The sequence below is a fragment of the Streptomyces sp. NPDC057616 genome (assembly GCF_042800575.1).
GTDB lineage: Bacteria > Actinomycetota > Actinomycetes > Streptomycetales > Streptomycetaceae > Streptomyces.
Map to the genome: position 1 here is coordinate 64,094 of NZ_JBHVGU010000031.1, position 24,237 is coordinate 88,330.

Below are 24,237 nucleotides of genomic sequence, written 5' to 3' on the forward strand. Positions count from 1 at the left end.
CGTCGTCGAGCTCAGTCGGTTCTGCCGTGCGTTCTGACACGTGCCGGCCTTTCTCTCTATGGGGGGACGGGGAGGCCGCAGGCGCGGCGGGCTCGGGACAGCTGCTCGGCCGGCTCACCGAAGGCCGACCAGGGCATCCGGGAGGCGTACGGCCCCGTCGCCGCGAAGACCGCGCGCGCCTCGAACTCGCACTTGCCCATGACCAGCGCGTGCGCCAGGTAGGCCAGGTCGAGCACCGGGGTGAAGCGGTAACGGGCGGCCGCGGGCAGCCAGTTCTGGTAGATCGCGAGGGCGGTGGAGCGCCACTGCGGCTGCTCCCAGATGCTGTCGGCGAGCAGCTGGGTCGGGTTGTAGCTCTCGACCAGGGCGACGAGCGGCAGCAGGCGCAGCGGGGAGTCGACGGGCGCCCGCTGGCCGAGGAAGGCGGCGACGTCCCAGGCGGCGTTCACCGAGCCGCCGTTGCGGCTGAAGAAACAGGCCAGGAAGCGGTGGTGGGCCTCGCGGTGCCACGGGTCGAGCGACAGGATGTGCGCGAACAGCCGCCAGGGCCCCGGCGGCGCGGTGAGCAGCCCCCGCGGGGCGGGGTCGCTCAGCCGGTGCAGCCGGGCCATGGCCAGCCGGGCCGTCCAGGGCGTGGGATCCGCCGGGTTCGCCGCGGCCGCCCGGTCGCAGGCCGCGAGCGCGATCCGCTCCAGCGCCTCGGCCCGCTCGTCGCGCGTGTCGGCCGCGCGCACCGCCCGCAGCACCGCCACCCGCGCCCACAGCAGCGCGGCCTCGGGGCTCGGCTCCTCGTCCAGCCAGCGCTCGGTCAGGTCCGAGTCGGCGGCCTCGGAGGCGAGCACCAGGGAGCGGTGGGCCCGCAGCCCCGCGTCCCCGCGCGTTTCGACGAGGGCTTCATGGGCACTGCGGTAGCGGCCGGCGCGTACGTCGACGCATACGTTCGCGAGCAAGCGGTCGTCCGCCGCCGGATGCCACACATACTGCCCCTCGAATAACCCGGCGGCCATCTGCTCCTGTCTCCCCGTACGACGCCTCGCAGTTGCGCACCTGTACCTTACTCAGCAAGGAGCGCAACCGGAACGCGGTTTTCGACATGGCGTGCCGGGGTTACCGGACCGGAATAGGACTGGTTGACGGCCAGCCAAAAACTAGTTCAATGCCGCACTATTTCCGGTCGGCCCATTCGCCCCATTTCGCCCACCACTAGAATGTTCCCACCGAATATGCCCAGCCCCCGCCGCACGAGGAAACGACCATTCACGAGCTCGCCTCCCGGCTCCGCCGCCTCCCGCCGTCCTGCGGCCCGGTCCGTCTGATCGGCGTCGACGGGCACGCCGGCTCCGGCAAGTCCACCTTCGCCGGGCAGCTGGCCCACGCGCTCGGCGGCGCACCCGTGCTGCGCCTCGACGACATCGCCAGCCACGACGAGCTGTTCGCGTGGACCGGCCGGCTGCTGGCCCAGGTGATCGAGCCGTTCGGCCGCGGCGAGAGCGCCCGCTACGCCCCCTACGACTGGCGCGCCCGCGCCTTCGGACCGCCCCGCACCCTGCCGCCCGCGCCGGTGGTCCTGATCGAGGGCGTCGGCGCGGGCCGCCGCGCGCTGCGCCCGTATCTCACCGCCCTGCTGTGGATGGAGTTGCCGCAGGAGGAGTCCTGGACACGGGGACGGCAGCGGGACGGGGAGGAGCAGCGGGAGTTCTGGGCCGGGTGGGTCGGGGCGGAACGACGACACTTCGCCGAAGACCCCTCACGGGCGTACGCCGACCTCCTGGTGCGGCAGTTGGAGAAGGGGTACGAGGTGCTCCCGGGGCCCGCGAAGACCTTTGGACCGGACCAGACGCTCACGCAGGGTGACGGACCATCGGCAGTGTGCTGAACTTGTGAAGACCATCTCCGGGCAAGTTCCCGGAGTGCCCCAACTCCGCTTGACCCGGGGGCCGTACAGGTCTTACGTTCTCAATGTGCGGCCCTCCGAGGCCGCCCGCAGACGCGAAGCCCCCGGTTGTTCCCCCGTGATCGGGGGCTTCGTTCTGCCCTCACCCCACTTTTCCGGACGCTCCGAGGCGTGATTCGCTCACCCACGGTCACCGTCCGAAGTGCGCCCCATCTGCTCCCACCTCGTCAAACGGCCCGTGCGGCACCCTACGGCGGGCGACACCGGCGCAGGTACGATGCCCTCGGTGCGACCTGACGGACGGCTGCGCGCACCGCAACTCCGGTCCGCGGCACGGCGGTTCGATCAAGGCGGCCGACGCACGACGGTCCGGCGGTCAACCGACGGGGGCACGGTTTGTGGGGGACGTGATGGACTTCGGCACGCAGGGCCCCGAGGCCCCGGCCGACCTCGCCTGGCTGCGGGGTGTGGACGCCTACACGATGGGCGCCTATCCGCAGGCCGAGGAGGAGTTCCGGGCCGCGGTCCGGATGGACCCGGGCATGGCCGACGGCTGGCTCGGGCTGCACGCGCTGCGTGTGGACACGACGACCGCGTTGTTACGCATGTTCCGGCACCGGGACCGGTTCGGCGAGCAGCGTGCCCGGCACCGCCGCTCCCTCAACTCCTGGTACTGGCTGGGCTGGTGGGTTCAGCCCGTGCTGGAGAGCCCGCGCGATCTGCTGCTCGCGCACGCCTCGCACTGGCTGGACGGCCGCCATGTCCCGGAGCTGGACCGGGCGCTGGCCGGCCTGCCGCCCGTGGACACCGACCCGCAGGTCCGCTTTCTGCACGCCTGCCGCGCCTATCTGGTCAAGGACTGGGACCAGCTCGTGCGGCACACCGACCCGCTGATCGAGGACCCGCTGCTCGGCATCGAGGCGGGCCTGTTCGGCGGCATGGCGCGGGTGCGCCTGGAGATGTACGGACAGGCCGAACCCCTGCTCGCCGCCGCCCTGATGCGCTGCCGCAGCGAGCAGCCGCAGCGCAAGGAGCTGCGCTACTGGCTGGCCCGGGCGCACGAGGGCACGGGCCGCTCGGCCGCCGCCCTCCCCCTGTACCGCGCCGTGCACCGCGTCGATCCCGCCTTCATGGACACCTCGGCCCGGCTCGCGGCGATCGCCGAGGGCGACGGCTACGACGAGGCCACCGACCTCGCGGCGATCACGCTCTCCGGCGGCCAGGACGCCCTGGAGAGCCCCGACACCCTGGACCCGCTCTTCGGCAGCGACGGCCGCGACCTGCGGCTGCCCGACCCGGACCTGCCGCCGGTCGGCCCGCTCCCGTCGGCCATCGACCCGTCGGTGCGCCACAAGACCGGCCCGTCCGGATCCCCGCTGCCCGCGGGCCCCACCGATCCGCTGCTGCTGGAGGAGGCGCTCGCCGAGCTGGAGGGCATGGTGGGCCTGGAGCCGGTCAAGCGCCAGGTCAAGGCGCTGTCGGCGCAGTTGAACATGGCGCGGCTGCGGGCGCACCAGGGCCTGCCGGTGCAGCCGCCGAAGCGGCACTTCGTCTTCTCCGGCCCCTCCGGCACGGGCAAGACCACCGTGGCCCGCATCCTCGGCCGCGTCTTCTACGCCCTCGGCCTGCTCGGCGGCGACCATCTCGTCGAGGCCCAACGGGCCGATCTGGTGGGCGAGTACCTGGGCCAGACGGCGGTGAAGGCCAACGAGCTGATCGACTCCGCGATCGGCGGCGTGCTCTTCGTCGACGAGGCCTACTCGCTGTCCAACTCCGGCTACGGCAAGGGCGATGCGTACGGCGACGAGGCGCTGCAGGTGCTGCTGAAGCGGGCCGAGGACAACCGCGACCACCTGGTGGTCATCCTGGCGGGCTACCCGGAGGGCATGGACCGCCTCCTGGCCGCCAACCCGGGCCTGTCCTCCCGCTTCACCACCCGCGTCGACTTCCCGTCCTACCGCCCGCTCGAACTCACCTCGATCGGCGAGGTGCTGGCCGCGGAGAACGGCGACGTGTGGGACGAGGAGGCGCTCGACGAGCTGCGCTCGATCGCCGGGCACGTGGTGGACCAGGGCTGGATCGACGAGCTCGGCAACGGCCGGTTCCTGCGGACGCTGTACGAGAAGAGCTGCGCCTACCGGGACCTGCGGCTGTCGACGTATCCGGGGGCGCTGTCCCGTGACGACCTGTCGACGCTGCGGCTTCCTGACTTGATGCAGGCGTACGGCGAGGTGCTGTCGGGCCGGGGGCCGCAGGACCCGTCACCGATGTGACGCACCCGCGGCCCCCGTCCCCCGGTGTCAGCCGGTCAGCGCGCTCTCCGGTTCGCCGCTGGAGCGCGGCTCGGTCACCTTCACCGGCGGCACGTCGCGGTGCGCCGGGTCCGTGACCTCGCCGACCAGGAGCTCCAGGACGTCCTCCAGGGCGACCAGGCCCAGCACCCGGCCCGACGCGTCGGCCACCTGGGCCAGATGCGTGGCGGCCCGGCGCATGACCGTCAGGGCGTCGTCCAGCGGGAGTTCGGAGCGCAGGGTCGTCATGGGCCGCCACAGCTGCTGCGGCACGGCCCGGTCGGAGTCCTCCAGGTCCAGTACGTCCTTCACGTGCAGGTAGCCCATGAAGGCGCCGTTCTCCGCGGCGATCGGGAAGCGGGAGTAGCCGGTGCGCGCGGTGAGCTCGACGATCCGGCCCGGCGTGACCGACGGCGGGATCGTCACCAGGGACTCCCGCTTGAGGAGCACGTCCGTCACCGGGCGGGAGCCCAGCTCCAGCGCGTCCTCGAGGCGTTCCTGCTCCTCGGGGCCGAGCAGGCCGGCCTGGCCGGAGTCCTCCACCAGGCGGTTGAGCTGCTCGCTGGTGAAGACGGCCTCGATCTCGTCCTTCGGCTCGACCCTGAACAGCCGCAGGACGCCCTTGGCGCAGGCGCCGAGGAAGACCGTGATCGGCTTGCACAGCCGGGCGAAGGCGACCAGGCCGGGGCTGAGCCACAGCGCGGCCTTCTCCGGCGCCGCCATCGCCAGGTTCTTCGGGACCATCTCGCCGATGACGAGGTGGAAGAAGACCACGGCGGCGAGCGCGATGACGTAGCCCAGCGGGTGGATCATCCCGTCCGGGAGGTGGACCCACTCGAAGACCGGCTCCAGCAGGTGCGCGACGGTCGGTTCGGCGACCGCGCCGAGGGTCAGCGAGCAGACGGTGATGCCGAACTGGGCCGCGGCCATCATCTGCGGCAGCCGCTCCAGGCCGTAGAGGACCTGGCGGGCGCGGGCCGTGCCGAGCGGTTCGATCTGGCTGCGGCGCACGGACACGAGCGCGAACTCGGCGCCGACGAAGAAGCCGTTGGCGAGCACGAGCAGCCCGGCGAACAGGAGTTGGAGCACGCTCATCGGGCCACCTCCACGACCGGACCGGTCCTGACCAGCCGGACCCGCTCGGCGCGGTAGTGCCCCACGCGGCGCACGGTCATCCGCCAGCCCGGCAGCTCGGCCTTGTCGCCGACGGCCGGAATCCGCCCCAGCCGGTCGGCGACCAGCCCGGCGACGGTCTCGTACGGCCCCTCGGGGACGTCGAGGCCTATGCGCTGCAGGATGTCGACGCGGCAGCTACCGTCGGCGTCCCAGGCGGGCCTGCCCTCCTCCGGCGGAGCGGCGGCGAGTTCGGGCACGTCCTGCCCGTCGTGCTCGTCGCGGACCTCGCCGACGATCTCCTCGACGATGTCCTCCAGCGTCACGACGCCCGCCGTGCCGCCGTACTCGTCGACGACGACCGCGATGGGCTGCTCGCTGCGCAGCTGCGCCAGCAGCGGCTGGACGGGCAGCGTCTCGGGGACCAGCAGGGCCGGGCGGGCGATGCGGCCCACCGGCGTGCGCAGCCGGTCGTGCGCCGGGACGGCCAGGGCGTCCTTGAGGTGGACCATGCCCACGACCTCGTCGATCCGCTCCCGGTAGACCGGGAAGCGGGACAGGCCGGTGGCGCGGGTGAGGTTGACCACGTCTTCGGCGGTCGCCGACGACTGCAGCGCGCTGACCTTCACCCGCGGCGTCATGACGTGCTGCGCGGTCAGCTCGCCGAGCGACAGAGTCCGTACGAAGAGGTCGGCCGTGTCCTGCTCCAGGGCGCCGGCCTGGGCGGAGTGCCGGGCCAGCGAGACGAGCTCGCCGGGGGTCCGGGCGGAGGCCAGCTCCTCGGCGGGCTCGACGCCCAGGGCGCGCACCAGCCGGTTGGCCACGGTGTTCAGCGCGGCGATGACCGGGCGGAACAGGCGGGCGAAGACGTACTGCGGGCCGGCGACGAAGCGCGCGACCTGCATCGGCCGGGACACCGCCCAGTTCTTGGGCACGAGTTCGCCGATCACCATCTGCACGGCGGAGGCGAGCAGCATGCCGACGATCACCGCGACGCCGGGGACGGCGCCCTGCGGGATGCCGACCGCGCTGAACGGGCCGTGCAGCAGCCGCGCCAGGGCCGGCTCGGCGAGCATGCCGACGACCAGGGAGGTGATGGTGATGCCGAGCTGGGTGCCGGAGAGCTGGAAGGACAGCTCCCTGAGCGACTCGGCGACGCGGTGGGCCCGCTTGTCGCCCTCGGCGGCGGCCTTCTCGGCGTCCGTCGCCTCGACCGTGACCAGGCCGAACTCCGCGGCCACGAAGAAGCCGTTGGCGAGGATCAGCAGGAATGCCGCGGCAAGAAGGAGCAGGGAGGTGGTCATGATGCCGCCGCCTCGTTATCTCGTGAGGGGGCGGCGCAGGTACTGCCGGACGATCCGTCCATCGCTGGAGGGAGTCACTCCTTGGGTAGCAGGGGACCGCTGAGGGCCGGTGCTGGACCGGCCGGATGCGTCAGCGGCGGGGGCGCAACGACAACGCCTCCGACAACAGATTAATCAAGTCAGGGGGCAGTACGGCAGGGTGGACGTCCCCGAGTCGCCCCGGAAACCGCTCCCAGTGGCTCCGGGTCAGCCCTGACGCTGCTCGGGATCGCGGATGGAACGGGCCTCGGCGAGTGCGCGCAGCGTGCGCGCGTCGGCGATGGCGCGCTCCTTGGCGATGCCCGGCTGGATGCCGAGCGCCGGCAGGCTGGTGCCGTCGCTGAGGTTGAGGAACACCCAGGGGTCGCCGGGCCGCAGGTTGACCTGCAGGATCTCGGCCCATGCCAGATGCCGCCGGCCCGCGATGTTGACGACGGTGACGCCGGACTCGTCGGCGACGACCTTCACGCGGGCCAGCGTCGCGAGCACGCCGAACAGGAGCGCGCCCGTGACGACGAAGCTCAGGCGCTCGCCGGGGCCGAGGTGCTCCAGGAGCAGCGCGACCAGCGTGATGACGACGAAGGTCGCGACACCGGAGGTGAGCAGCACCACGCGGGTGCGGCCCGGCCGGAACGTGACGGGAAGCTCGGGCAGGTCGGACATCTCTGTGCGCCCCTCAGAGACGGCAGGCGTGGATGGCCGTGGTCAGGATGGCCCGCGCGCCGATCGCGTACAGGTCGTCCATGATGCGCTGGGCGTCCCGGGTGGGAACCATGGCGCGGACGGCGACCCAGCCCTCGTTGTGCAGCGGGGAGATGGTCGGGGACTCCAGACCCGGGGTCAGGGCCACGGCCTTCTCCAGCTGCTCGACACGGCAGTCGTAGTCCATCATCACGTACGTCCGGGCCACCAGGACACCCTGGAGGCGGCGCAGGAACTGCTGGACCTTCGGCTCCGCGGACTCCTCGTCGCCCGCGCCGGTGCGGCGGATCACGACGGCCTCGGACTTCATGATCGGCTCGCCGAACACCTCCAGGCCCGCGTTGCGCAGCGAGGTGCCGGTCTCGACGACGTCGGCGATGACCTCGGCGACGCCGAGCTCGATCGCCGTCTCCACGGCGCCGTCGAGGTGCACGACGGAGGCGTCGACGCCGTGCTCGGCGAGGTGGCCCTCGACGATGCCCTCGTAGGAGGTGGCGACGGTGCGGCCCTTGAGGTCCGCCAGGCCGCTCGCCGTGCCCGGCTTGGCCGCGAAGCGGAAGGTCGAGCGGGCGAAGCCGAGCGCCAGGATCTCCTCGGCGTCGGCGCCGGAGTCGATCAGCAGGTCGCGGCCGGTGATGCCGATGTCGAGCTTGCCGGAGGAGACGTAGATCGCGATGTCCCGGGGGCGGAGGTAGAAGAACTCGACCTCGTTCGTCGGGTCGACGATCCGCAGCTCCTTGGACTCCCGGCGCTGCCGGTAGCCGGCCTCATGCAGCATCTCCGCCGCAGGGCCTGACAGGGAACCCTTGTTGGGGACGGCGATGCGCAGCATGAGGTCGGCTTCCTTTGCGTGATGGGGTGGGTGTCTGGACCGGGACGGCTTACAGGTGGGCGTAGACGTCGTCCAGGGAGATTCCCCGGGCGACCATCATCACCTGGACGTGGTACAGCAGCTGCGAGATCTCCTCGGCGGCCGCCTCCTTGCCCTCGTACTCGGCGGCCATCCAGACCTCGGCGGCCTCTTCGACGACCTTCTTGCCGATGGCATGGACGCCCTTGCCGACCAGTTCGGCGGTGCGGGAGGAGGCGGGGTCGCCGTGCGCGGCCTTGTGCTGGAGCTCGGTGAAGAGCTCCTCGAACGTCTTCTTGGACATGATGACGCTCAGCCTATGCCACACGGGCTCTGCGTCAGCGCCACGGTTCAGATACTGAGCGGAGGGTGGCCGCGGTCGCCACCGCCGCCGTCACCGCCTCGTGCCCCTTGTCCTCGTTGGAACCGGCCAGTCCCGCGCGGTCCAGGGCCTGCTCCTCGGTGTCGCAGGTGAGGACGCCGAAGCCGACCGGAACGCCGGTGTCGACGGAGACCTGGGTCAGGCCCTGGGTCACGCCCTGGCACACGAAGTCGAAGTGGGGGGTGCCGCCGCGGATGACGACGCCCAGGGCGACGATCGCGTCGTAGCCGCGGCCCGCTAGGACCTTGGCCACCACCGGGAGCTCCCAGCTGCCGGGGACCCGCAGCAGGGTCGGCTCGTCGATCCCCAGGTCGTGCAGGGCGCGCAGGGCGCCGTCCACCAGGCCGTCCATCACCTTTTCGTGCCACTGCGCCGCGATGACGGCGACCCGCAGATCCCCGACGTTCCGTACCGACAGCTCCGGTGCGCCCTTGCCGCTCACGTTCCCGTGTCTCCTCTGTGCCTTCTCAGGTGCTTCTACTGGTTGCTGCAGGTGGACACGGGAGCCGTGTCCAGCCAGGGCAGGTCGTGCCCCATCCGGTCCCGCTTGGTGCGCAGGTAGCGGAGGTTGTGCTCGCCCGCCTGTACGGGCATCGGCTCCCGGCCGGTCACCTTGAGCCCGTGCGCGACGAGCGCTTCGGTCTTGGCGGGGTTGTTGGTCATCAGGCGCACGCTGTGCACGCCGAGGTCCTCCAGGATCTGGGCGCCCGCGCCGTAGTCCCGGGCGTCGGCGGGCAGGCCGAGTTCCAGGTTGGCGTCGAGGGTGTCGCGGCCGCGCTCCTGGAGCTCGTACGCGCGCAGCTTGGACAGCAGCCCGATGCCGCGTCCCTCGTGCCCGCGCAGGTAGACCACCACTCCCCTGCCCTCGGTCTGGATGCGCTGCAGGGAGGCCTCCAGCTGGGGGCCGCAGTCGCAGCGCAGGGAGGCGAAGATGTCGCCGGTCAGGCACTCGGAGTGGACCCGGACCAGGACGTCCTCGCCGTCGCCGATCTCGCCGTGGACGAGCGCGACGTGCTCCACGCCGTCGACCGCGGAGCGGTAGCCGTAGGCCGTGAACTCGCCGTGCTTGGTGGGCAGTTGGGTCTCGGCCTCGCGGCGGACGGTGGGCTCGGCGGTCCGGCGGTAGGCGATCAGGTCCTCGATGGAGATGATCGTCAGACCGTGCTTGCGGGCGAAGGGGATCAGCTCGGGCAGGCGCAGCATGCGGCCGTCCTCGCCGGCGATCTCGACGATCGCGCCGGCCGGGCGCAGGCCCGCGAGCCGGGCGAGGTCCACGGCGGCCTCGGTGTGGCCGTCACGGGTCAGGACGCCGCCGGACCGGGCGCGCAGCGGGAAGATGTGGCCCGGGCGCACGAAGTCGGAGGGCTCGGCGTCGCCGCTCGCCAGCAGCTGGAGCGTGGTGGCGCGGTCGGCGGCCGAGATGCCGGTGGTGACGCCGTGCGCAGCGGAGGCGTCGACGGAGACCGTGAACGCGGTCTTCATCGATTCGGTGTTGTCCTCGACCATCTGCGGCAGGGCCAGCCGGTCCAGCTCCTCGCCCTCCATGGGGGCGCAGATCAGACCGCGGCACTCGCTCATCATGAAGGCGACGATCTCGGGGGTGACCTTCTCGGCGGCGACGACGAGGTCGCCCTCGTTCTCACGGTCCTCGTCGTCGACCACCACGATGGGGCGGCCGGCCGCGATGTCGGCGATGGCCTGCTCGATGGGGTCGAGGGACCAGTCCTCGATGCCGTCGGTGCTGTAGAGAATGGGTGCCGAGGTCATGCCGGCGCTCCTTCCAGGACGGGCTGCGGCGCCCTGCGGGAGCGCAGCCACCAGTCGCGCATGCCCCACAGGACGAGTGCGCCGTAGATGACGTAGACGAAGCCGGAGAAGGCGTAGCCGTTGGCGAAGTTGAGGGGGACGCCGACGACGTCCACCAGGAGCCAGGCGATCCAGAACTCGACCATGCCGCGCGCCTGCGCGTACATGGCGACGACGGTGCCGACGAAGATGTAGGCGTCGGGCCAGGGGTCCCAGGACAGGGACGGGTAGGCCTTGAAGAGCAGGGCCACGGCGACGGTGCCCACCGCCGCGGCGGCGATCATCGCGCCGCGCTCGCGCCAGGTGGCGAACCGGGGGGCGATGTGACCGTCCTCGGCCTGCCCCTTGTTCCGGTTCCACTGCCACCATCCGTAGAGGGCGACCACCATGACGACGACCTGCTTGCCCGCGCTGCCGGCGAGATGGCCGTAGAAGGCGACGAAGAGGACCAGGCCGGAGAGGAACTGCACCGGCCAGGTCAGCAGGGAGCGGCGCCAGCCGAGGGCGAGGGTGATCAGGCCCAGGACGTTGCCGATCATGTCCGACCAGATGATGTGCTGGCCGAGGAGGGTGAACGCCTCGGAGTTCAGCCAGTTCACTTGGCCGCCCCCTGTGGACCGAGCAGCCGCTCGACGTACTTGGCGACGACGTCGACCTCGAGATTGACCGGGTCGCCGGGCTGCTTGTGGCCGAGCGTGGTCAGGGCGAGGGTGGTCGGGATGAGGCTGACCGTGAAGTAGTCGGGGCCGGCGTCCACCACGGTGAGGCTGATGCCGTCGACCGTGATCGAGCCCTTCTCCACCACGTACCGGGTCAGGTCGGCGGGGAGGGAGACCTTCACGATCTCCCAGTGCTCGGAGGGCTTGCGCTCCAGGATCTCGCCCGTGCCGTCGACATGGCCCTGGACGATGTGGCCGCCGAGGCGGGCACCGACGGCCATGGGGCGCTCGAGGTTGACGCGGGAGCCGACGGCGAGTGCGCCGAGGCTGGAGCGGTCGAGGGTCTCCGCCATGACGTCGGCGGTGAATTCGTCGCCCTCGTGGTCGACGACGGTGAGACAGACCCCGTTCACGGCGATGGAGTCGCCGTGCTTCGCGCCGTCGGTGACGACGGGCCCACGCAGCCGGAAGCGGGAGGCGTCGCCGAGGTTCTCGACGGCCGTGATCTCGCCCAGCTCTTCGACGATTCCGGTGAACACTTCCCGGGTCCTCCCTCTTCGGGCACGGACTCCGGGGCCTGTCGATGACGACAGAATGAACGAGCGAGGACACCGGGGGCGACGCCGGACGCTCTCGTCCCGCAGGACGAAGCCGATACGGCGGCGCGCACGAATGCCCGCCCGCCGCGCACTGCCTCCCATCCGGACTTTAACCGTCGGTCCAGGAATTTCACCTGGTCAACCGGCCGCTGGAAGCGGTCGGGTCGCGGACTGTAACCGCCGGTTCGGACTTTCACCGACCCCGGAGTGCGCTGCTTCTGGTACAGAGCCAGTGTGCCACGCCTGATCGAGGTCCATACGGGCGATCGGTGTGCGTTGGCTCACAGGACGTGACGATGGACTTCTCAACTGCCCCGATCTGCTGGACCCTTTGGTCTAGTCCTTTTGGATCCGCGATCCGGTCCGGCGGTGGTGACGACGGCCCTTGCCCACCGCCGGGCCTTCAACTCCCGGGCCGGGCCGCTCTGGCAGGGTGGTGCCCATGAGCAGCGCGATCGCCGACGAGTTCGAGACCCACCGCCCCCGGTTGTTCGGCCTCGCCTACCGCATGCTCGGCTCGGCCCACGAGGCGGAGGACATCGTCCAGGACGCGTATCTGCGCTTCAGCGCCGCCGATCGCGCGGGCATCGAGCATCCGGCGGCCTGGCTCGCCAAGGTCGTCGGCAACCTCTGCCTGAACCGGCTCACCTCCGCGCGGGCCCGGCGCGAGAGATACGTCGGCGTCTGGCTGCCGGAGCCGGTGGTCACCTCGGACGGCACGCTCGGCCCGCTGGAGTCGGCGGAGCAGCGCGAGGCGGTGTCGCTCGCGCTGCTGGTCCTGCTGGAGCGGCTCGGCCCGACCGAACGCGCGGTGTACGTGCTGCGCGAGGCCTTCGGGTACGGCCACCGGGAGATCGCCGAGGCGCTCGACCTCACCGAGGCCAACTCCCGTCAGCTGTACCGGCGGGCGGTGCGGCGGGTGAACGAGGAGCGGCCCCGTTTCGAGCCGGCGCCCGAGCAGCAGGAGGAGCTCGTCACCTCGTTCATCACGGCGGCCCGCGACGGCGATCTGGCCGGTCTGGAGAAGCTGCTGACGGCGGACGTGACGTTCTCCAGCGACGGCGGCGGCAAGGTCCGCGCGGCACTGCGCGCGGTCGAGGGCCCCGACAAGGTGGCGCGGCTGGTGGCGGGCGTCGTCGAGCGGTACGTCGCCGGTCTCTCCGTCACGAAGGTCGAGGTCAACGGTGCCGAAGGGCTGGCGATCTGGGACGGCGACACGCTCTTCGGCGTGACCGTGTTCGAGATGCGGGACGGGCTGATCTCCCATGTGCGCGCCGTGCTGAACCCGGACAAGCTGGACTTCGCGCAGCGCCAGCTCAGGCCGTCGTAGCGGGTTGTCACATCTCGGGGCGGCTACCCGGTCTCAGCTGCCGAAGGGCGTTCCACCGGGGAGCGCCCGGCGTCGAAGGAGCTGAACAGCATGACCACGATCCTGGTGACCGGCGGCACCGGAACCCTCGGCCGGCTCGTCACCGAGCGGCTGCGGGCCGACGGTCACGAGGTCAGGGTACTCAGCCGCCACACCCAGCCCTACGCCGTCGATCTGCGCCGGGGCGGTGGCGCCCTGGACGCGGCGCTCGCGGGCGTCGGCACCGTCGTGCACTGCGCGACCACGCAGACGGGCGGGGACGAGAAGGCCGCCCGGCACCTGGTCGAGGCGGCGCGGCGGGCCGGCGTGGAGCATCTGGTCTACATCTCGATCGTCGGCGTCGACCGGGTGCCGTTGCCGTACTACCGGACCAAGTTCGCGGTCGAGAGGCTGATCGAGGAGTCGGGGCTCGGCTGGACGGTGCTGCGCGCGACCCAGTTCCACGACCTGCCCGTGATGATGTTCCGGGCGCTGGCCAAGCTGCCGGTCCTGCTGCTGCCGGCCGGGGTGCGCGACCAGCCCGTCGAGGTGGCCGAAGTGGCCGAGCGGCTGGCCGAGTTGGCGGCGGGGGCGCCCGCCGGGCGGGTCGAGGACATGGGCGGACCCGAGATCCGCACCTTCGAGTCGCTGGCCCGCGCCTGGCTCAAGGCGACGGGGCGCCGGCGGCCGGTGGTGGGTGTGCCGCTGTTCGGCAGGACGTACCGGGCGTTCCGCGACGGCGGTCATCTGGCGCCGGAACAGGCCACGGGGAAGGGCACGTTCGAGGAGTACCTGAAGCGGGCCTGAGCGCGGCCGGGACCTAGCGCTCCGGAGGCGCGAACAGCTCCTCCTGGGCGCGGTCCCGGGCGGTGAGCAGGGCCCCGCGCAGGACGGCGCCGCCGCCGAGGGTGCTGGGCCGGACCTCCGTGCCCAGCGGCGTCATCCGGCGCACCCGCTCGGCCACGCGCCGGGCGAGCTCCTCGCCGCCGGCCTGCCCGACCTCACCCCCGAGCACGACGCATCCCGGGTCGAGGATCGCCACGACGGAGGCGACCCCCACGGCGAGCCGGTCGGCGAGAGCGTCGAGAAACGCCCCGGCCCCTTCGCGCTGGGCGGCGGCCGAAGCGGCGTCCGGGGCCGCAGCCCCATCAGGCGTGACCGTCGCCGCGTCCGCAGCCGATGCCGATGCCGGATCCGGCACCGACGACGAAGCCGCGTCGGACGCCGTCGGCGAGCCCGCTCCCGGAGCCGCGGCCCGAGCGGCTGCCGGATCCGTTCCCGCCACCGGATCCGTTCCCGCCGCCGCAGCCGCGTCCGAAGCCGAAACCGCCCGCGCAGCGTCCCGCACAACCCCGGCCGCCGCCGGCTGCTCCGACGTGTCCGTGACCGTCAGGCCGTGGTCCCCCGCCAGGTCCACGATCGCGGACGAGCCGGCCAGGGAGTGGAAGCCGCCGTCGCAGTCGGTCGCCGAGGGCAGACCGGACGTCCCCGGCACCGGCAGGAAACCGATCTCGCCCGTGCCGCCGGAGGCCCCGCGGCGCAGGGCGCCGTCCAGCACCACGGCGGCGCCCGTGCCGTGGCTCAGCCACAGCAGGACGAACGTGTCGCGGTCGTTGGCCGCGCCGTCGCGCTGCTCGGCCAGCGCCGCGAGGTTGGCCTCGTTGTCGACGCTGACGCGGGCCTCGGGGAAGCGTTCCTGGAGGGCGGCGACCAGGCGGCGGTGCCATTCGGGCAGGCCGGAGGAGTCGCGGAGTTCACCGGTGGCCGGGTCTATCAGGCCGGGGGCGCCGATGCCGACCGTGTGCAGGCGCCCCCATGCGCGGGCCGCCTCGCCCGCGGGCGCGCCCGCCACTCCGGCCTCCTTCGCCGCCCGCTCGACCAGCGCGACCGCCTGCTCCACCACGGGCCCGGTCCCCGTCCCCCCGGCGACCGGCACGGACGCCTCGGCGAGCACCCGGCCCACCAGGTCGGTCACGACCACCGAGACGCCCTCGGTGCGGACGTCCAGCGCGGCCAGGTGCGCGCGGTCGGCCACGATCCCGTAGAGCCGGGCGTTCGGGCCGCGCCGCTGCTCCCCCGCCTCCCCGACGACGGTGATCAGCCCGGACGCGGTGAGGCGGTCCACGAGGTCGGCGACGGTCGGCCGGGACAGTCCGGTCAGCTGCTTCAACTGCCCCGCCGTGAGCGGGCCCTGCTCCTGGAGCAGACGCAGGGCGAGCCGGTCGTTGATGGCCCGGGCGGTGCTCGGAGAGGCAGGCATGCCGGGATCCTTCCAGATCGGCGGGACCGCACCGCACCATGTCCGGCCGCCCGCACGGCCATTGAAAGCCCTATCTATCAGGCAGGGTTCCTGATAGTTTACCGGGCGCAGGTGGGGAACCTGGGGAGCTCGGCGGGACCAGGAGGGGCCGGAGAATGAGTGACGTGGTCTACGACCTGCGCGAGGTACGGCGCGCCCGGTACGCCGTGGCCGCCGTGTTCGCCGTGCACGGAGCCGTCACCGGCACCTTCGCGACCCGTGTGCCCTGGGTCCAGGACCACGCCTCGCTCAGCGCGGGCCAGCTCGGCTTCGCCCTCGCCTTCACGGCGCTCGGCGCCTCCTGCTCCATGCCGCTGGCCGGCCGGATCAGCCACCGCTTCGGCAGCCGTAGGGCGCTGCGCGGACTGATCTCGCTCTGGACGCTGTCCCTGATCCTGCCGTCCCTCGCGCCGAACCTGCTCACCCTGTGCCTGTCGATGTTCGTGTACGGCGCGAGCGCGGGCATGGCCGACGTGGCCATGAACGCGCTCGGTGTCGAGGTCGAGCGGCTGCTCGGCAAGTCGATCATGTCGGGGCTGCACGGCATGTGGAGCGCGGGCGCCCTCGTCGGGTCGGCGGCCGGCACGCTCGCCGCGCACCTCGGCGCGGACGCCCGGCTGCACTTCGCGCTGGCCGCGGTGACGCTGACGATCCTGGGGGTGCTGGCCTGCCGCTGGGTGCTCGACCTGCAGCCGGCCGAGGACGAGGAGCCGCCGCCGCGGTTCGCGCTGCCGCCCAGGTCCGCGCTGCTGATCGGCGCGGTCGGCTTCTGCGCGGTGTTCGCCGAGGGGGCGAGCCTGGACTGGTCCGCGGTCTATCTGCGCGACCGGCTGGAGACCTCGGCGGGTCTCGCGGCCGCGTGCACCACCGGGTTCATGCTCACCATGGCGGTGGCCCGGCTGGTGGGCGACGCGGTGGTCAACCGCTTCGGGGCGGTGCGCACGGTGCGGGCGGGCGGCGCCCTCGCCGTCGCCGGCGGGCTGCTGATCGTCGTCGCCGGTCATCCGGTGGTGGCGATGGCCGGGTTCGCCCTGATGGGCCTCGGCATCGCCGTCGTCGTACCGCTCTGCTTCGCGGCGGCCGGGCACAGCGGCCCGAACCCGAGCCAGGCCATCGCGGGCGTCGCGACCATCACCTACACCTCGGGCCTGATCGCCCCCAGCCTGATCGGCGGCGTGGCCCAGGCCACCAGCCTGACGGTGTCGTTCGTCCTGGTCACCGTCCTGTCCTGCGGACTCGCGGCCTTCGCGGGCGTCCTGCGCTCCGGCGACCGCAACCGCACACGGATCGACCGGCCGAAGGCCACGGTCCCCGACCCACGCCCCTGAGCCCGCCGCACAGACCCCGGCGACCTGGCCCCCGGGCACCGCACGGAACCCGCCCGGAGGGACCCCCGGGCACCAAGGCCGGAGCGGTGGGGACACTCCGGCCCCGGTGGATGCCCGGGAGCCCCCGTCGGGGAGGCGCCCGTGGGGCGCCGGGTCGGTCAGCCTGCGATCGAGTCCAGTTGCTCGGCCGCCGGGCGCAGCGCCCAGAGGTCGCCGCCGGGCGGTGCCTCAAGGTCCGGGACGGCCCTGCGCGCCGCCCGGTCGCCCGCGTCCGCCGCCGCGTGCACGACGTCGCTCGCCGCGAAGCGGTGGAACTCCAGCTCCGGGTACGCCCATGAGCCGGCCCCGGTCGCGGCGGGCAGCAGGAAGTCCACGGCCTTGAACAGGCTCTGCCCGTCCGGCCCCTGGTAGCCCCACAGGTCGACGCCGACGTGCCGGCCGATGGCCGCGAGCCGGGTGTACGCCACCAGGTCGAAGGTGGAGTAGTGCCAGCTCCGGGTCCGCGCCAGTTCCTGGGGCTGGCTGCCGTCGCCCGCGATCTGCGGGTCGATGCGCCGGGCGCGCGCGTCCAGCACGGTCCGCCGGGCCAGCGCCCGGTCCCCGGTCGCGTAGGCGAGGGCGGCGACCTGCATGTCGTAGAAGGTGCCGTGGTTGTTGGCGGCGGCGCCCTCCTCCTTGCCGAAGCCGCTGTTCTTCAGCCAGTCAAGGAAGTCGGTGTTCCACCGGGTCATGCCGCTGCGGTCGGCCGTCGTCCAGCCGGGGGCGCCGGTGCCGAGGACGGCGAGGGCGTCGACGACGCTGGTGTACGACTGCGAGAAGTCGATGATGCCGATGGCCCGGCCGTCGTACTTGCAGGGGATGAACTGGGCGTGGTTCAGGTTGGGGTTCATGCGCGTGGCCGGGTCGAGGAACCAGGTGCGCAGAACCTGGGCCGCCTTCTCGGCGTACTGCCGCCTGCCCGTGTAGTACCAGGCCAGCGAGAGGTCGTAGGAGGAGTCGAAGACCTTCTCGACGTCCTGGCGGTCGGTGCCGGAGTCGACCTCGGGATTGCGCTGTCCGTCCTTCTGAACGTAGGGGCAGCCCCAGGGGTTGTCGGCCGTCGGAGCCGTGGTGGGCCACCAGTAGGGGGCCTGGCTCAGATAGTCGTGGACGTCGCCGCCGGGCGCCGGCTTCGGCTTGTCGACCACCGTCCAGGGGCCCTGGTCCAGCCAGGCGTCGGCGCGGGTCGTCAAGGAGCGGACGGCGCGGCGCAGTTGTGGATCACCGCGGTCCAGGCGGACCTTCGTCTGCTGCAGCCGGGCGCCGTCCAGGACGGCGGTGTCGGGCACCCTCGGTGCCGCGTGCGCGGAGGGCACGAGTCCGGCTCCGAGCGTCAGCACCGCGGCCAGCAGGACGGCGGCACGGGATCTTCCACTCATCTAGCACTCCGATCAGCCGTACATTCGATCAGATACGTGAACACAGTTCATGAGGAGGACCGTGCGAGCGTAGGACGTCCTGGTACCCGTGACAATGGTCCGGACAGGCTTCACGTACAGAGAAAGCGAAACCTCACCATGGACCTCGGCGTGCGCTGGAAGCTGCACGGAGGCGACGGGCGAACGCCCGCGCCCGGAGCGGTGGTTCGGCCCGACGAACGCCTCACCTGGCCCCGCACGGTCGGACTCGGCGCCCAGCACGTGGTGGCGATGTTCGGCGCGTCCTTCGTGGCTCCGGTGCTCATGGGCCTCGACCCGAACCTCGCCATCATGATGTCCGGCGTCGCGACCATGATCTTCCTGCTGGCGACCCGCGGCCGGGTGCCCAGCTATCTGGGCTGCTCGCTGTCGTTCGTGGGCGTGGCCGCCGTGATCCGCGCGCAGGGCGGCACGAGCGCCACGGTGACCGGCGCGGTCCTCGTCGTCGGGGTCGCGCTCTTCCTGGTGGGGCTCGCGGTGCAGCGCTTCGGCGCGCGGATCATCCACGCGGCGATGCCGCCGATCGTCACCGGCGCCGTCGTCATGCTGATCGGCTTCAACCTCGCACCCGTCACGGCCTCCACCTACTGGCCGCAGGACCAGTGGACCGCGCTGCTGACCATGCTGTTCACCGGTCTGGCCATCGTCTGCCTGCGCGGCTTCTGGTCCCGCATCGCGATCTTCCTCGGTCTGGTCTTCGGCTACGTCGTCTCCTGGGGCTTCGACCGGATCTTCGGCCGGATCCACTCGGTGGACGCGAGCGGCAAGCTCACCGACCACTGGCGGCTCGACCTCTCCGCCGTGGGCAAGGCCGACTGGATCGGCCTGCCGTCCTTCCACGGGCCGTCCTTCCAGTGGTCGGCGATCCTGGTCGCGCTGCCCGTGGTCATCGCCCTGGTCGCCGAGAACGCCGGGCATGTCAAGGCGGTCGGCGAGATGACCGGCGACCCGCTGGACGACAAGCTCGGCACCGCGATCGCCGCCGACGGCCTCGGCTCCGTCCTGTCCACCGCGCTCGGCGGCCCGCCCAACACCACGTACTCCGAGAACATCGGCGTGATGGCCGCGACCCGCGTCTACTCCACCGCCGCCTACTGGGCCGCCGCCGGCTTCGCCCTCCTCTTCGGCCTCTGCCCGAAGTTCGGCGCGATCGTGGCCGCGATCCCGGGCGGCGTCCTGGGCGGCATCACCGTCATCCTCTACGGCATGATCGGCCTGCTCGGCGCGCAGATCTGGACCAACGCCCGGGTGGACCTGCGCAATCCGCTGAACCTGGTGCCTGCCGCCGCGGGCATCATCATCGGCGTCGGCAACGTCACCATGAAGTTCACCGACAACTTCTCGCTCAGCGGCATCGCGCTCGGCACGATCGTCGTCATCACGGGCTACCACGCGCTGCGCGCCTTCGCCCCGCCCCATCTGCGGCAGCAGGGCCCGCTGCTGGACGAGGGCACGTCCTCCTACGACGAGGCCAACTCGTAGGCGTACGACGGGCTGAAGGTGCCCGGCGAGCCCTTGCAGCCGTCGGACTCCCCGGGCGGCTTCACCCACAGGTAGCCGTCGATCCGGGCCTCGCCGGTGCTCAGCGTCGGCGCGCGGCCGATCCTGCGGCCGCCGGGATCGCACCAGGCGCCGTCGGCCGGGGCGCCGTTGCCGTTGCGGCTGGTGTCGACGACCGCGCCCAGGCTCGCGGGGCCGCCGAGCGCGGCGAGGACCCGGCGGTCGTAGGCGATCTCCTCGGACGTGGCGTTGAAGTTGGATACGTTGCTGAAGACGCCGTCGGAGGAGGCGGGTGTGGCGGCGCCCGCCTGCCTCAGCAGGGACGCCTGCTGGGCCGCCGGGTTCCAGTCGGAGTGGCCCGCGTCGTAGTAGACGCGGGCCTTCGGGTCGGCGGCCTTCATGACGCGGCCCGCCCGGGCCAACGAGGCGAAGCGCCGGGCCCGTTCGTCCGCGGAGAGGCAGTCCGACTGCGCGATGGCGTCGGGTTCGAGGATGACGACGACCTCGCCGGAGCCGAGCCCCGCCGCGAAGGAGTCGATCCAGCCGTCGTAGGCGGCGAGGTCGGGCGCCCCGCCCTCGGAGGCGCCCCCGCAGTCGCGGCCGGGTATCGCGTACGCCACCACGACCGGCACCCGGCCCTGCGCCGCGGCGCCCGAGGTGACGGCGCGGACCCGCGAGGCGATGGTCGACGGCGTGAAGTCGGCGAACCAGACAGCGGCCGGACGGTCGGCGATCCGGGAGGCGATGACCGGCGTGCGCGGGTCGCCCGGGTGGGCGCGGACCCAGTCGAGCACCTGGGAGTCGGGGTGGCGGTACAGGCGCGTGGCGGGCGCGGCGGGCGCCCGCCTCTTCGCCGTCCTGGTCGCCGAGGGGGTGGGGCTCGCCGTGCGCGACGCGGAGAGGGAGGGCGACGCCTCCGCCGCCGACGGGGACGGCACCACCGGGAGCTGCTCCAGGCGGGGCGAGCGGGTCGCCTCCGGCCTCGCCTCGTCGCCGGCCCGGCCGTCGTCGAGCGCGCTCAGCACGCCGGCCACGCTGCCGACGGCGACGACCACCGTGGCCGCCGCGACCATGGCGCCGTGCCGGGCGACGCGTCTGCGCCCGGCCCTGCGTGCGGCCCGTCGCCGCGCACGTCGGCCTGCCACCGCGCTGCTCCCCTCCCCCGGCGGGTGCGTTCCCCCGATCCGGGGAAGCGCCGGGCCCGCCTGCACTCCGGTCAGCCTAGGACTGGGACCCTTCCTGCATGGCGCAATCGGAACAGGTCACCACATCCGTGGACACGGTCGTCTCCCGTCTGCGCGCCCTCGACGCGAGCCTGCCCGCGCGCGACGGCGTCGCCGTCTTCAACCGCGTCTACCTCGCCGTCACCGAGGCCGTCGACCGGCGCATCGACACCGGCCGGTTCGCCGACGCGCACGCGGCGACCACGCTGGACGTGCGGTTCGCGGAGCGCTATCTCGCGGCCGTCGAGGCGGTGGAGGACGGGCGGCGGCCACCGGCCTGCTGGCGACCCCTGTTCCAGCTCCGCCGCCATCCCGGCGTACGTCCGCTGCAGTTCGCGCTCGCGGGCATCAACGCGCACATCGGCCACGACCTGGCGCTCGCCGTGGTGGACAGCTGCCGTACGCTGCGCTGCGAACCGGACGACCTGGAGGACGAGTTCGACCGCGTGGGCGATCTCCTCGTCTCGCTGGAGGAGCGTGTCCGCGAAGATCTGATGCCGGGTCCCGACCTCCTCCAGATCGCCGACCCGCTCACGCATCTGCTGGGAGCCTGGAGCCTGGAGCGCGCCCGGGACGCCACCTGGTCGGCGGCGCGGGCCCTTTGGGCGCTTCGTGAACTGCCCGACGTGGCCGAGGAGTTCACCGAACGCCTGGACGCGGCCGTTGGGTTCGCCGGACGCATGCTGCTCACGCCACTGCCCTGACGGACGTTGTACGTTCGCCACGGGTGGACCTTCTGCAAAGGAGCACAGGCATGGCGGTGCGGCTCGGACTCGGGCTTCCTCAGGCCAGGCAGTACGATCTCGGCCGGGACGTCCCCGACGTGGCGCGGGCGGCCGAGGCGACCGGCTACGAGAGCCTGTGGGTGTACGAGCGCATCCTGGTCCCCGAACCGGCCGGGCAGGGCCTGTACGGCGTCGAGGGCCGCCCCTGGCCCGACCACTACCGCGGGGTCGCCGACCCCCTGGTCACGCTGACGCTGGCGGCCGCGGCCACACGGACGGCGCGGCTGGGCACCAGCGTGCTGGTGGCGCCGCTGCACCTGCCGTTCCAGCTCGCCAGGACGCTCGCCACCCTGGACGCGGCGAGCGGCGGCCGGGTCGTCGCGGGGTTCGGCACGGGTTGGTCGCACGACGAGTACGCGGCCGCGTCGGTGCGCCCCTACGCCGAGCGCGGCCAGGTCCTCGACGAGGTGATCGAGGTGTGCCGGGCGGTGTGGGGTCCGGATCCGGTGGCGTACGACGGCCGGTTCACCAGGATCGTCTCCTCCGTGGTCGGACCCAAGCCCGCCCGGCCGATACCGGTCCTGCTGGCGGCCGGCAGCAGGAAGGCGATGACGCGGCTCGTCGACCATGCCGACGGCTGGCTGCCGGTCGCCGCCGGCGTCGACCAACTGCTCACCCAGCGGCGGCGGTTGGCGGAGCTGGCCGCCGAGCGCGGGCGCACCCGGCCGATCCGGACGGTGCTGCGGGCCAACGCGCGCCACTCCGCGCGGGCCCACGGGGGCACCGGACGCCTGCCCCTCCACGGCAGCGTGGACCAGATCGTGGAGGACCTGGCCGTGTACGCCGCGACAAGCCCGGACGACATCGTCGTCGACCTCCAGAGCACCCTGCGCGACGCCGGTGAGCTCAAGGACGTCGCCGCCGAGGTCTACGAGAAGGCACGCGCGGCCGGGATCTAGTGCCCCGGCGGCGCTGCCGGGCTCTAGTCCTCCGGCAGCTCGACCGGGGCGATCTCGTCGTACAGGTCGCCGGGGCCCGGGTTGGTGCCGTCGGTGCTGCCGCCGAGGTGGTGCATGACGCCCCACACCGCGTTCAGCGCGGTCTGGATCGCGCCCTCGGCCCAGCCGGCCGTCCAGGAGATGTCGTCGCCCGCGAGGAAGATGCCCCGCTTGTCCTCGGGCAGCCGGTCCTGCATGAAGTGGGTGAACAGGCGCCGCTGGTAGCGGTAGTGGCCGGGCAGGTTGGCCTTGAACGCGCCCATGAAATACGGCTCGTTCTCCCACGACACGGTGATCGGGCTGCCGATGACGTGCTTCCTGATGTCGACCTTCGGGTAGATCTCGCCGAGCGACTTCAGCATGACCTCCATCCGCTCGTTCGCGGACAGCGGCAGCCACTTCAGGCTGTCGTCGCACCAGGTGTAGGAGAGGCAGATGACCGCCGGCCTGTCCGGGCCGTCGTCCAGGAGGTAGGTGCCGCGTGTCATCCGGTCGGTGAGCGTCATCGACATGACGTCCCGGCCGGTGTCCTCGTCCTTGTCCAGCCAGAACGGCCGGTCGACGGGCACGAACAGCTTGGAGGACTCCATGTAGTGGGTGCGCTCGATCGCGGTCCAGTGGTCGATGGGGAAGAGCGAGTCGTCGCAGTCGATCTTCGACAGCAGCATCCAGGACTGGGCGGTGAAGATCGCCGCCTGGTAGGTGCGGATGTCTCCGGCCGCGTCGGTCACCGTGATCCGGTTGCCGGCGGTGCGGGTGAGGCGGGTGACGGCCGGGCGCGGGGTGCCGCCGTCGTGCAGCGCCGCCAGCGAGGTGCCGTACGCCCAGTGCACGATCTTCTCCGGCTCGCGCTCCCAGAGCCGCAGCGGCAGCTGCTGGGAGCCGCCGACGATGCCGCGGTGGTGGTCGTCGGCCTCGGTGTAGACGACGCGCAGGATCTCCAGGATGGAGTTGGGGAAGTCGGTGTCCCAGCCGCCGGTGCCGAAGCCGACCTGGCCGAAGATCTCGCGGTGCCGGAAGGACCTGAAGGCCTCGGAGTCGCAGAGGAAGCCGTAGAAGGTCTGGTTGTCGAGCTTCTCGACGAGCTTCGCCCAGATCTCGCGGATGCGCGGCACGTCCCGCTCGCGCAGGGCGCGGTTCATGTCGGAGAAGTCGGCGCCCTCTTCGAGGCAGCGGTTCCAGGCGTCGGCGACGTCGCGGTAGACCTGCGGCAGGTCGTCGATCGTCTCGGCGTAGTGCGACTCGCCCTTGAGGTCGACGACCGTCGAAGGGGTCGCCTCGGCAAGGGGGTTGGGGAAGGGGCGGGTCTCGAGTCCGACCAGGTCGATGTAGTGCTGCAGCGCCGTGGAGGACGGCGGGAAGCGCATGGCGCCCATCTCCGCGCTCAGGCCCTCGGTGCCGGTGCCCTCGAAGCCCACCGTCCGCAGCCGCCCGCCGATCCGGTCGGCCTCGTACACGACGGGCTTGAGGCCCATCTTCATCAGCTCGTACGCGGCCACGATGCCGGAGAGGCCGCCGCCGATGACCGCGACCTCGGTGCCGTGCTCGGTCGCCGGTATCTGGCCGAGGCCCGCCGGGTGCGCGAGGAAGTCGTCGTACGCGTACGGGAAGTCCGGGCCGAACATGGTGATCGGCGGCAGCTGCGGCTCGTCCGCATGCTCGACGGCGTTGGGCACGGTGGACGTCATGGGGTACGGGCTCCTTGCGGGGGACGAACTCG

The 24,237-nt window shown here is 72.3% G+C and carries 22 protein-coding genes and 1 riboswitch; of the genes, 8 read left to right on the forward strand and 14 right to left on the reverse strand.

The features are described from left to right. Positions 1 to 56 precede the first annotated feature (56 nt). Positions 57 to 1,007 (reverse strand): hypothetical protein, encoded by a 951-nt coding sequence (locus ACFU97_RS32645; protein ID WP_384263996.1) that lies wholly within the window; start codon positions 1,005 to 1,007, stop codon positions 57 to 59. A gap of 248 nt (positions 1,008 to 1,255) precedes the next feature. On the opposite strand from ACFU97_RS32645, the gene ACFU97_RS32650 reads away from it, so the two are divergent. Beyond that, a complete protein-coding gene (locus ACFU97_RS32650) occupies positions 1,256 to 1,876 on the forward strand; it encodes a uridine kinase (RefSeq protein WP_384264055.1) in 621 nt (206 codons plus the stop codon). A gap of 428 nt (positions 1,877 to 2,304) precedes the next feature. Continuing rightward, positions 2,305 to 4,167, forward strand: a complete 1,863-nt coding sequence (locus ACFU97_RS32655; RefSeq protein WP_384263998.1) for an AAA family ATPase — start codon at positions 2,305 to 2,307, stop codon at positions 4,165 to 4,167. 27 nt (positions 4,168 to 4,194) lie between these two features. Here ACFU97_RS32655 and ACFU97_RS32660 read toward each other — a convergent pair whose 3' ends face one another. From ACFU97_RS32660 to ACFU97_RS32700, 9 genes are all read right to left on the reverse strand, one after another. After that, positions 4,195 to 5,280, reverse strand: coding sequence for a hemolysin family protein (locus ACFU97_RS32660; RefSeq protein ID WP_384263999.1), 1,086 nt, complete (start codon positions 5,278 to 5,280; stop codon positions 4,195 to 4,197). Then, positions 5,277 to 6,602, reverse strand: coding sequence for a hemolysin family protein (locus ACFU97_RS32665; RefSeq protein ID WP_384264000.1), 1,326 nt, complete (start codon positions 6,600 to 6,602; stop codon positions 5,277 to 5,279). Before ACFU97_RS32665 ends, ACFU97_RS32660 begins: the two co-directional genes overlap by 4 nt. A 246-nt stretch (positions 6,603 to 6,848) precedes the next feature. Further along, positions 6,849 to 7,304, reverse strand: a complete 456-nt coding sequence (locus ACFU97_RS32670) for a PH domain-containing protein (protein ID WP_384264001.1) — start codon at positions 7,302 to 7,304, stop codon at positions 6,849 to 6,851. A gap of 13 nt (positions 7,305 to 7,317) precedes the next feature. Beyond that, positions 7,318 to 8,175 (reverse strand): ATP phosphoribosyltransferase, encoded by an 858-nt coding sequence (gene hisG, locus ACFU97_RS32675; protein ID WP_384264003.1) that lies wholly within the window; start codon positions 8,173 to 8,175, stop codon positions 7,318 to 7,320. A gap of 49 nt (positions 8,176 to 8,224) precedes the next feature. After that, positions 8,225 to 8,497, reverse strand: a complete 273-nt coding sequence (locus ACFU97_RS32680) for a phosphoribosyl-ATP diphosphatase (RefSeq protein WP_028423093.1) — start codon at positions 8,495 to 8,497, stop codon at positions 8,225 to 8,227. A gap of 34 nt (positions 8,498 to 8,531) precedes the next feature. Beyond that, positions 8,532 to 9,017: a 6,7-dimethyl-8-ribityllumazine synthase gene (gene ribH / locus ACFU97_RS32685; RefSeq protein WP_384264004.1), complete on the reverse strand. Its 486-nt coding sequence runs from the start codon at positions 9,015 to 9,017 to the stop codon at positions 8,532 to 8,534. Positions 9,018 to 9,052: 35 nt separating this feature from the next. Further along, on the reverse strand, positions 9,053 to 10,342 hold the full coding sequence (locus ACFU97_RS32690; RefSeq protein WP_384264005.1) for a bifunctional 3,4-dihydroxy-2-butanone-4-phosphate synthase/GTP cyclohydrolase II: 1,290 nt from the start codon (positions 10,340 to 10,342) through the stop codon (positions 9,053 to 9,055). Next, complete coding sequence (gene pnuC, locus ACFU97_RS32695; RefSeq protein WP_384264007.1) at positions 10,339 to 10,980, reverse strand: nicotinamide riboside transporter PnuC; 642 nt, start codon at positions 10,978 to 10,980, stop codon at positions 10,339 to 10,341. Before pnuC ends, ACFU97_RS32690 begins: the two co-directional genes overlap by 4 nt. Beyond that, positions 10,977 to 11,579: a riboflavin synthase gene (locus ACFU97_RS32700; RefSeq protein ID WP_384264008.1), complete on the reverse strand. Its 603-nt coding sequence runs from the start codon at positions 11,577 to 11,579 to the stop codon at positions 10,977 to 10,979. The genes pnuC and ACFU97_RS32700 overlap by 4 nt, the downstream gene beginning before the upstream one ends. Positions 11,580 to 11,723: 144 nt before the next feature. Next, a riboswitch (FMN riboswitch) is annotated at positions 11,724 to 11,854 on the reverse strand. A 227-nt stretch (positions 11,855 to 12,081) separates the two neighbouring features. Here ACFU97_RS32700 and ACFU97_RS32705 point away from each other — a divergent pair. Together ACFU97_RS32705 and ACFU97_RS32710 are read left to right on the forward strand one after the other, a co-directional pair. Continuing rightward, positions 12,082 to 12,969 (forward strand): RNA polymerase sigma-70 factor, encoded by an 888-nt coding sequence (locus tag ACFU97_RS32705; protein ID WP_384264010.1) that lies wholly within the window; start codon positions 12,082 to 12,084, stop codon positions 12,967 to 12,969. 90 nt (positions 12,970 to 13,059) lie between these two features. Continuing rightward, complete coding sequence (locus tag ACFU97_RS32710) at positions 13,060 to 13,794, forward strand: SDR family oxidoreductase (protein WP_384264011.1); 735 nt, start codon at positions 13,060 to 13,062, stop codon at positions 13,792 to 13,794. 13 nt (positions 13,795 to 13,807) lie between these two features. On the opposite strand, the gene ACFU97_RS32715 is transcribed toward ACFU97_RS32710, so the two are convergent. Further along, positions 13,808 to 15,247, reverse strand: coding sequence for an ROK family transcriptional regulator (locus tag ACFU97_RS32715; RefSeq protein WP_384264012.1), 1,440 nt, complete (start codon positions 15,245 to 15,247; stop codon positions 13,808 to 13,810). 155 nt (positions 15,248 to 15,402) lie between these two features. Between ACFU97_RS32715 and ACFU97_RS32720 the strand changes: the two genes are divergently transcribed. Next, complete coding sequence (locus tag ACFU97_RS32720; protein WP_384264013.1) at positions 15,403 to 16,614, forward strand: MFS transporter; 1,212 nt, start codon at positions 15,403 to 15,405, stop codon at positions 16,612 to 16,614. A gap of 158 nt (positions 16,615 to 16,772) precedes the next feature. On the opposite strand, the gene ACFU97_RS32725 is transcribed toward ACFU97_RS32720, so the two are convergent. Next, entirely contained in the window at positions 16,773 to 18,032 is a 1,260-nt protein-coding gene (locus tag ACFU97_RS32725; RefSeq protein ID WP_384264015.1) for an alginate lyase family protein, read from the reverse strand. 138 nt (positions 18,033 to 18,170) lie between these two features. On the opposite strand from ACFU97_RS32725, the gene ACFU97_RS32730 reads away from it, so the two are divergent. Beyond that, positions 18,171 to 19,553, forward strand: coding sequence for a uracil-xanthine permease family protein (locus ACFU97_RS32730; RefSeq protein ID WP_384264016.1), 1,383 nt, complete (start codon positions 18,171 to 18,173; stop codon positions 19,551 to 19,553). Here the strand turns inward: ACFU97_RS32730 and ACFU97_RS32735 are convergent. Continuing rightward, a complete protein-coding gene (locus ACFU97_RS32735; protein ID WP_384264056.1) occupies positions 19,532 to 20,644 on the reverse strand; it encodes a glycoside hydrolase family 6 protein in 1,113 nt (370 codons plus the stop codon). The genes ACFU97_RS32730 and ACFU97_RS32735 overlap by 22 nt on opposite strands. 170 nt (positions 20,645 to 20,814) lie before the next feature. Between ACFU97_RS32735 and ACFU97_RS32740 the strand changes: the two genes are divergently transcribed. Next, a complete protein-coding gene (locus tag ACFU97_RS32740) occupies positions 20,815 to 21,498 on the forward strand; it encodes a DUF5995 family protein (protein ID WP_384264018.1) in 684 nt (227 codons plus the stop codon). A gap of 50 nt (positions 21,499 to 21,548) precedes the next feature. Then, complete coding sequence (locus ACFU97_RS32745; protein WP_384264019.1) at positions 21,549 to 22,478, forward strand: TIGR03619 family F420-dependent LLM class oxidoreductase; 930 nt, start codon at positions 21,549 to 21,551, stop codon at positions 22,476 to 22,478. Between the two features lie 23 nt (positions 22,479 to 22,501). Here ACFU97_RS32745 and ACFU97_RS32750 read toward each other — a convergent pair whose 3' ends face one another. Then, positions 22,502 to 24,205, reverse strand: a complete 1,704-nt coding sequence (locus ACFU97_RS32750) for a flavin monoamine oxidase family protein (RefSeq protein ID WP_384264020.1) — start codon at positions 24,203 to 24,205, stop codon at positions 22,502 to 22,504. Between the last annotated feature and the right edge of the window lie 32 nt (positions 24,206 to 24,237).

Excerpts from the sequence above, each read along its gene's own strand:
- ACFU97_RS32645 (WP_384263996.1), bottom strand. The coding sequence starts at position 1,007 with ATGGCCGCCGGGTTATTCGAGGGGCAGTATGTGTGGCATCCGGCGGCG.
- ACFU97_RS32655 (WP_384263998.1), top strand. The coding sequence starts at position 2,305 with ATGGACTTCGGCACGCAGGGCCCCGAGGCCCCGGCCGACCTCGCCTGG.
- ACFU97_RS32660 (WP_384263999.1), bottom strand. The coding sequence starts at position 5,280 with ATGAGCGTGCTCCAACTCCTGTTCGCCGGGCTGCTCGTGCTCGCCAAC.
- ACFU97_RS32665 (WP_384264000.1), bottom strand. The coding sequence starts at position 6,602 with ATGACCACCTCCCTGCTCCTTCTTGCCGCGGCATTCCTGCTGATCCTC.
- ACFU97_RS32670 (WP_384264001.1), bottom strand. The coding sequence starts at position 7,304 with ATGTCCGACCTGCCCGAGCTTCCCGTCACGTTCCGGCCGGGCCGCACC.
- hisG (WP_384264003.1), bottom strand. The coding sequence starts at position 8,175 with ATGCTGCGCATCGCCGTCCCCAACAAGGGTTCCCTGTCAGGCCCTGCG.
- ACFU97_RS32680 (WP_028423093.1), bottom strand. The coding sequence starts at position 8,497 with ATGTCCAAGAAGACGTTCGAGGAGCTCTTCACCGAGCTCCAGCACAAG.
- ACFU97_RS32690 (WP_384264005.1), bottom strand. The coding sequence starts at position 10,342 with ATGACCTCGGCACCCATTCTCTACAGCACCGACGGCATCGAGGACTGG.
- ACFU97_RS32705 (WP_384264010.1), top strand. The coding sequence starts at position 12,082 with ATGAGCAGCGCGATCGCCGACGAGTTCGAGACCCACCGCCCCCGGTTG.
- ACFU97_RS32710 (WP_384264011.1), top strand. The coding sequence starts at position 13,060 with ATGACCACGATCCTGGTGACCGGCGGCACCGGAACCCTCGGCCGGCTC.
- ACFU97_RS32715 (WP_384264012.1), bottom strand. The coding sequence starts at position 15,247 with ATGCCTGCCTCTCCGAGCACCGCCCGGGCCATCAACGACCGGCTCGCC.
- ACFU97_RS32720 (WP_384264013.1), top strand. The coding sequence starts at position 15,403 with ATGAGTGACGTGGTCTACGACCTGCGCGAGGTACGGCGCGCCCGGTAC.
- ACFU97_RS32725 (WP_384264015.1), bottom strand. The coding sequence starts at position 18,032 with ATGAGTGGAAGATCCCGTGCCGCCGTCCTGCTGGCCGCGGTGCTGACG.
- ACFU97_RS32730 (WP_384264016.1), top strand. The coding sequence starts at position 18,171 with ATGGACCTCGGCGTGCGCTGGAAGCTGCACGGAGGCGACGGGCGAACG.
- ACFU97_RS32735 (WP_384264056.1), bottom strand. The coding sequence starts at position 20,644 with ATGGTCGCGGCGGCCACGGTGGTCGTCGCCGTCGGCAGCGTGGCCGGC.
- ACFU97_RS32740 (WP_384264018.1), top strand. The coding sequence starts at position 20,815 with ATGGCGCAATCGGAACAGGTCACCACATCCGTGGACACGGTCGTCTCC.
- ACFU97_RS32745 (WP_384264019.1), top strand. The coding sequence starts at position 21,549 with ATGGCGGTGCGGCTCGGACTCGGGCTTCCTCAGGCCAGGCAGTACGAT.
- ACFU97_RS32750 (WP_384264020.1), bottom strand. The coding sequence starts at position 24,205 with ATGACGTCCACCGTGCCCAACGCCGTCGAGCATGCGGACGAGCCGCAG.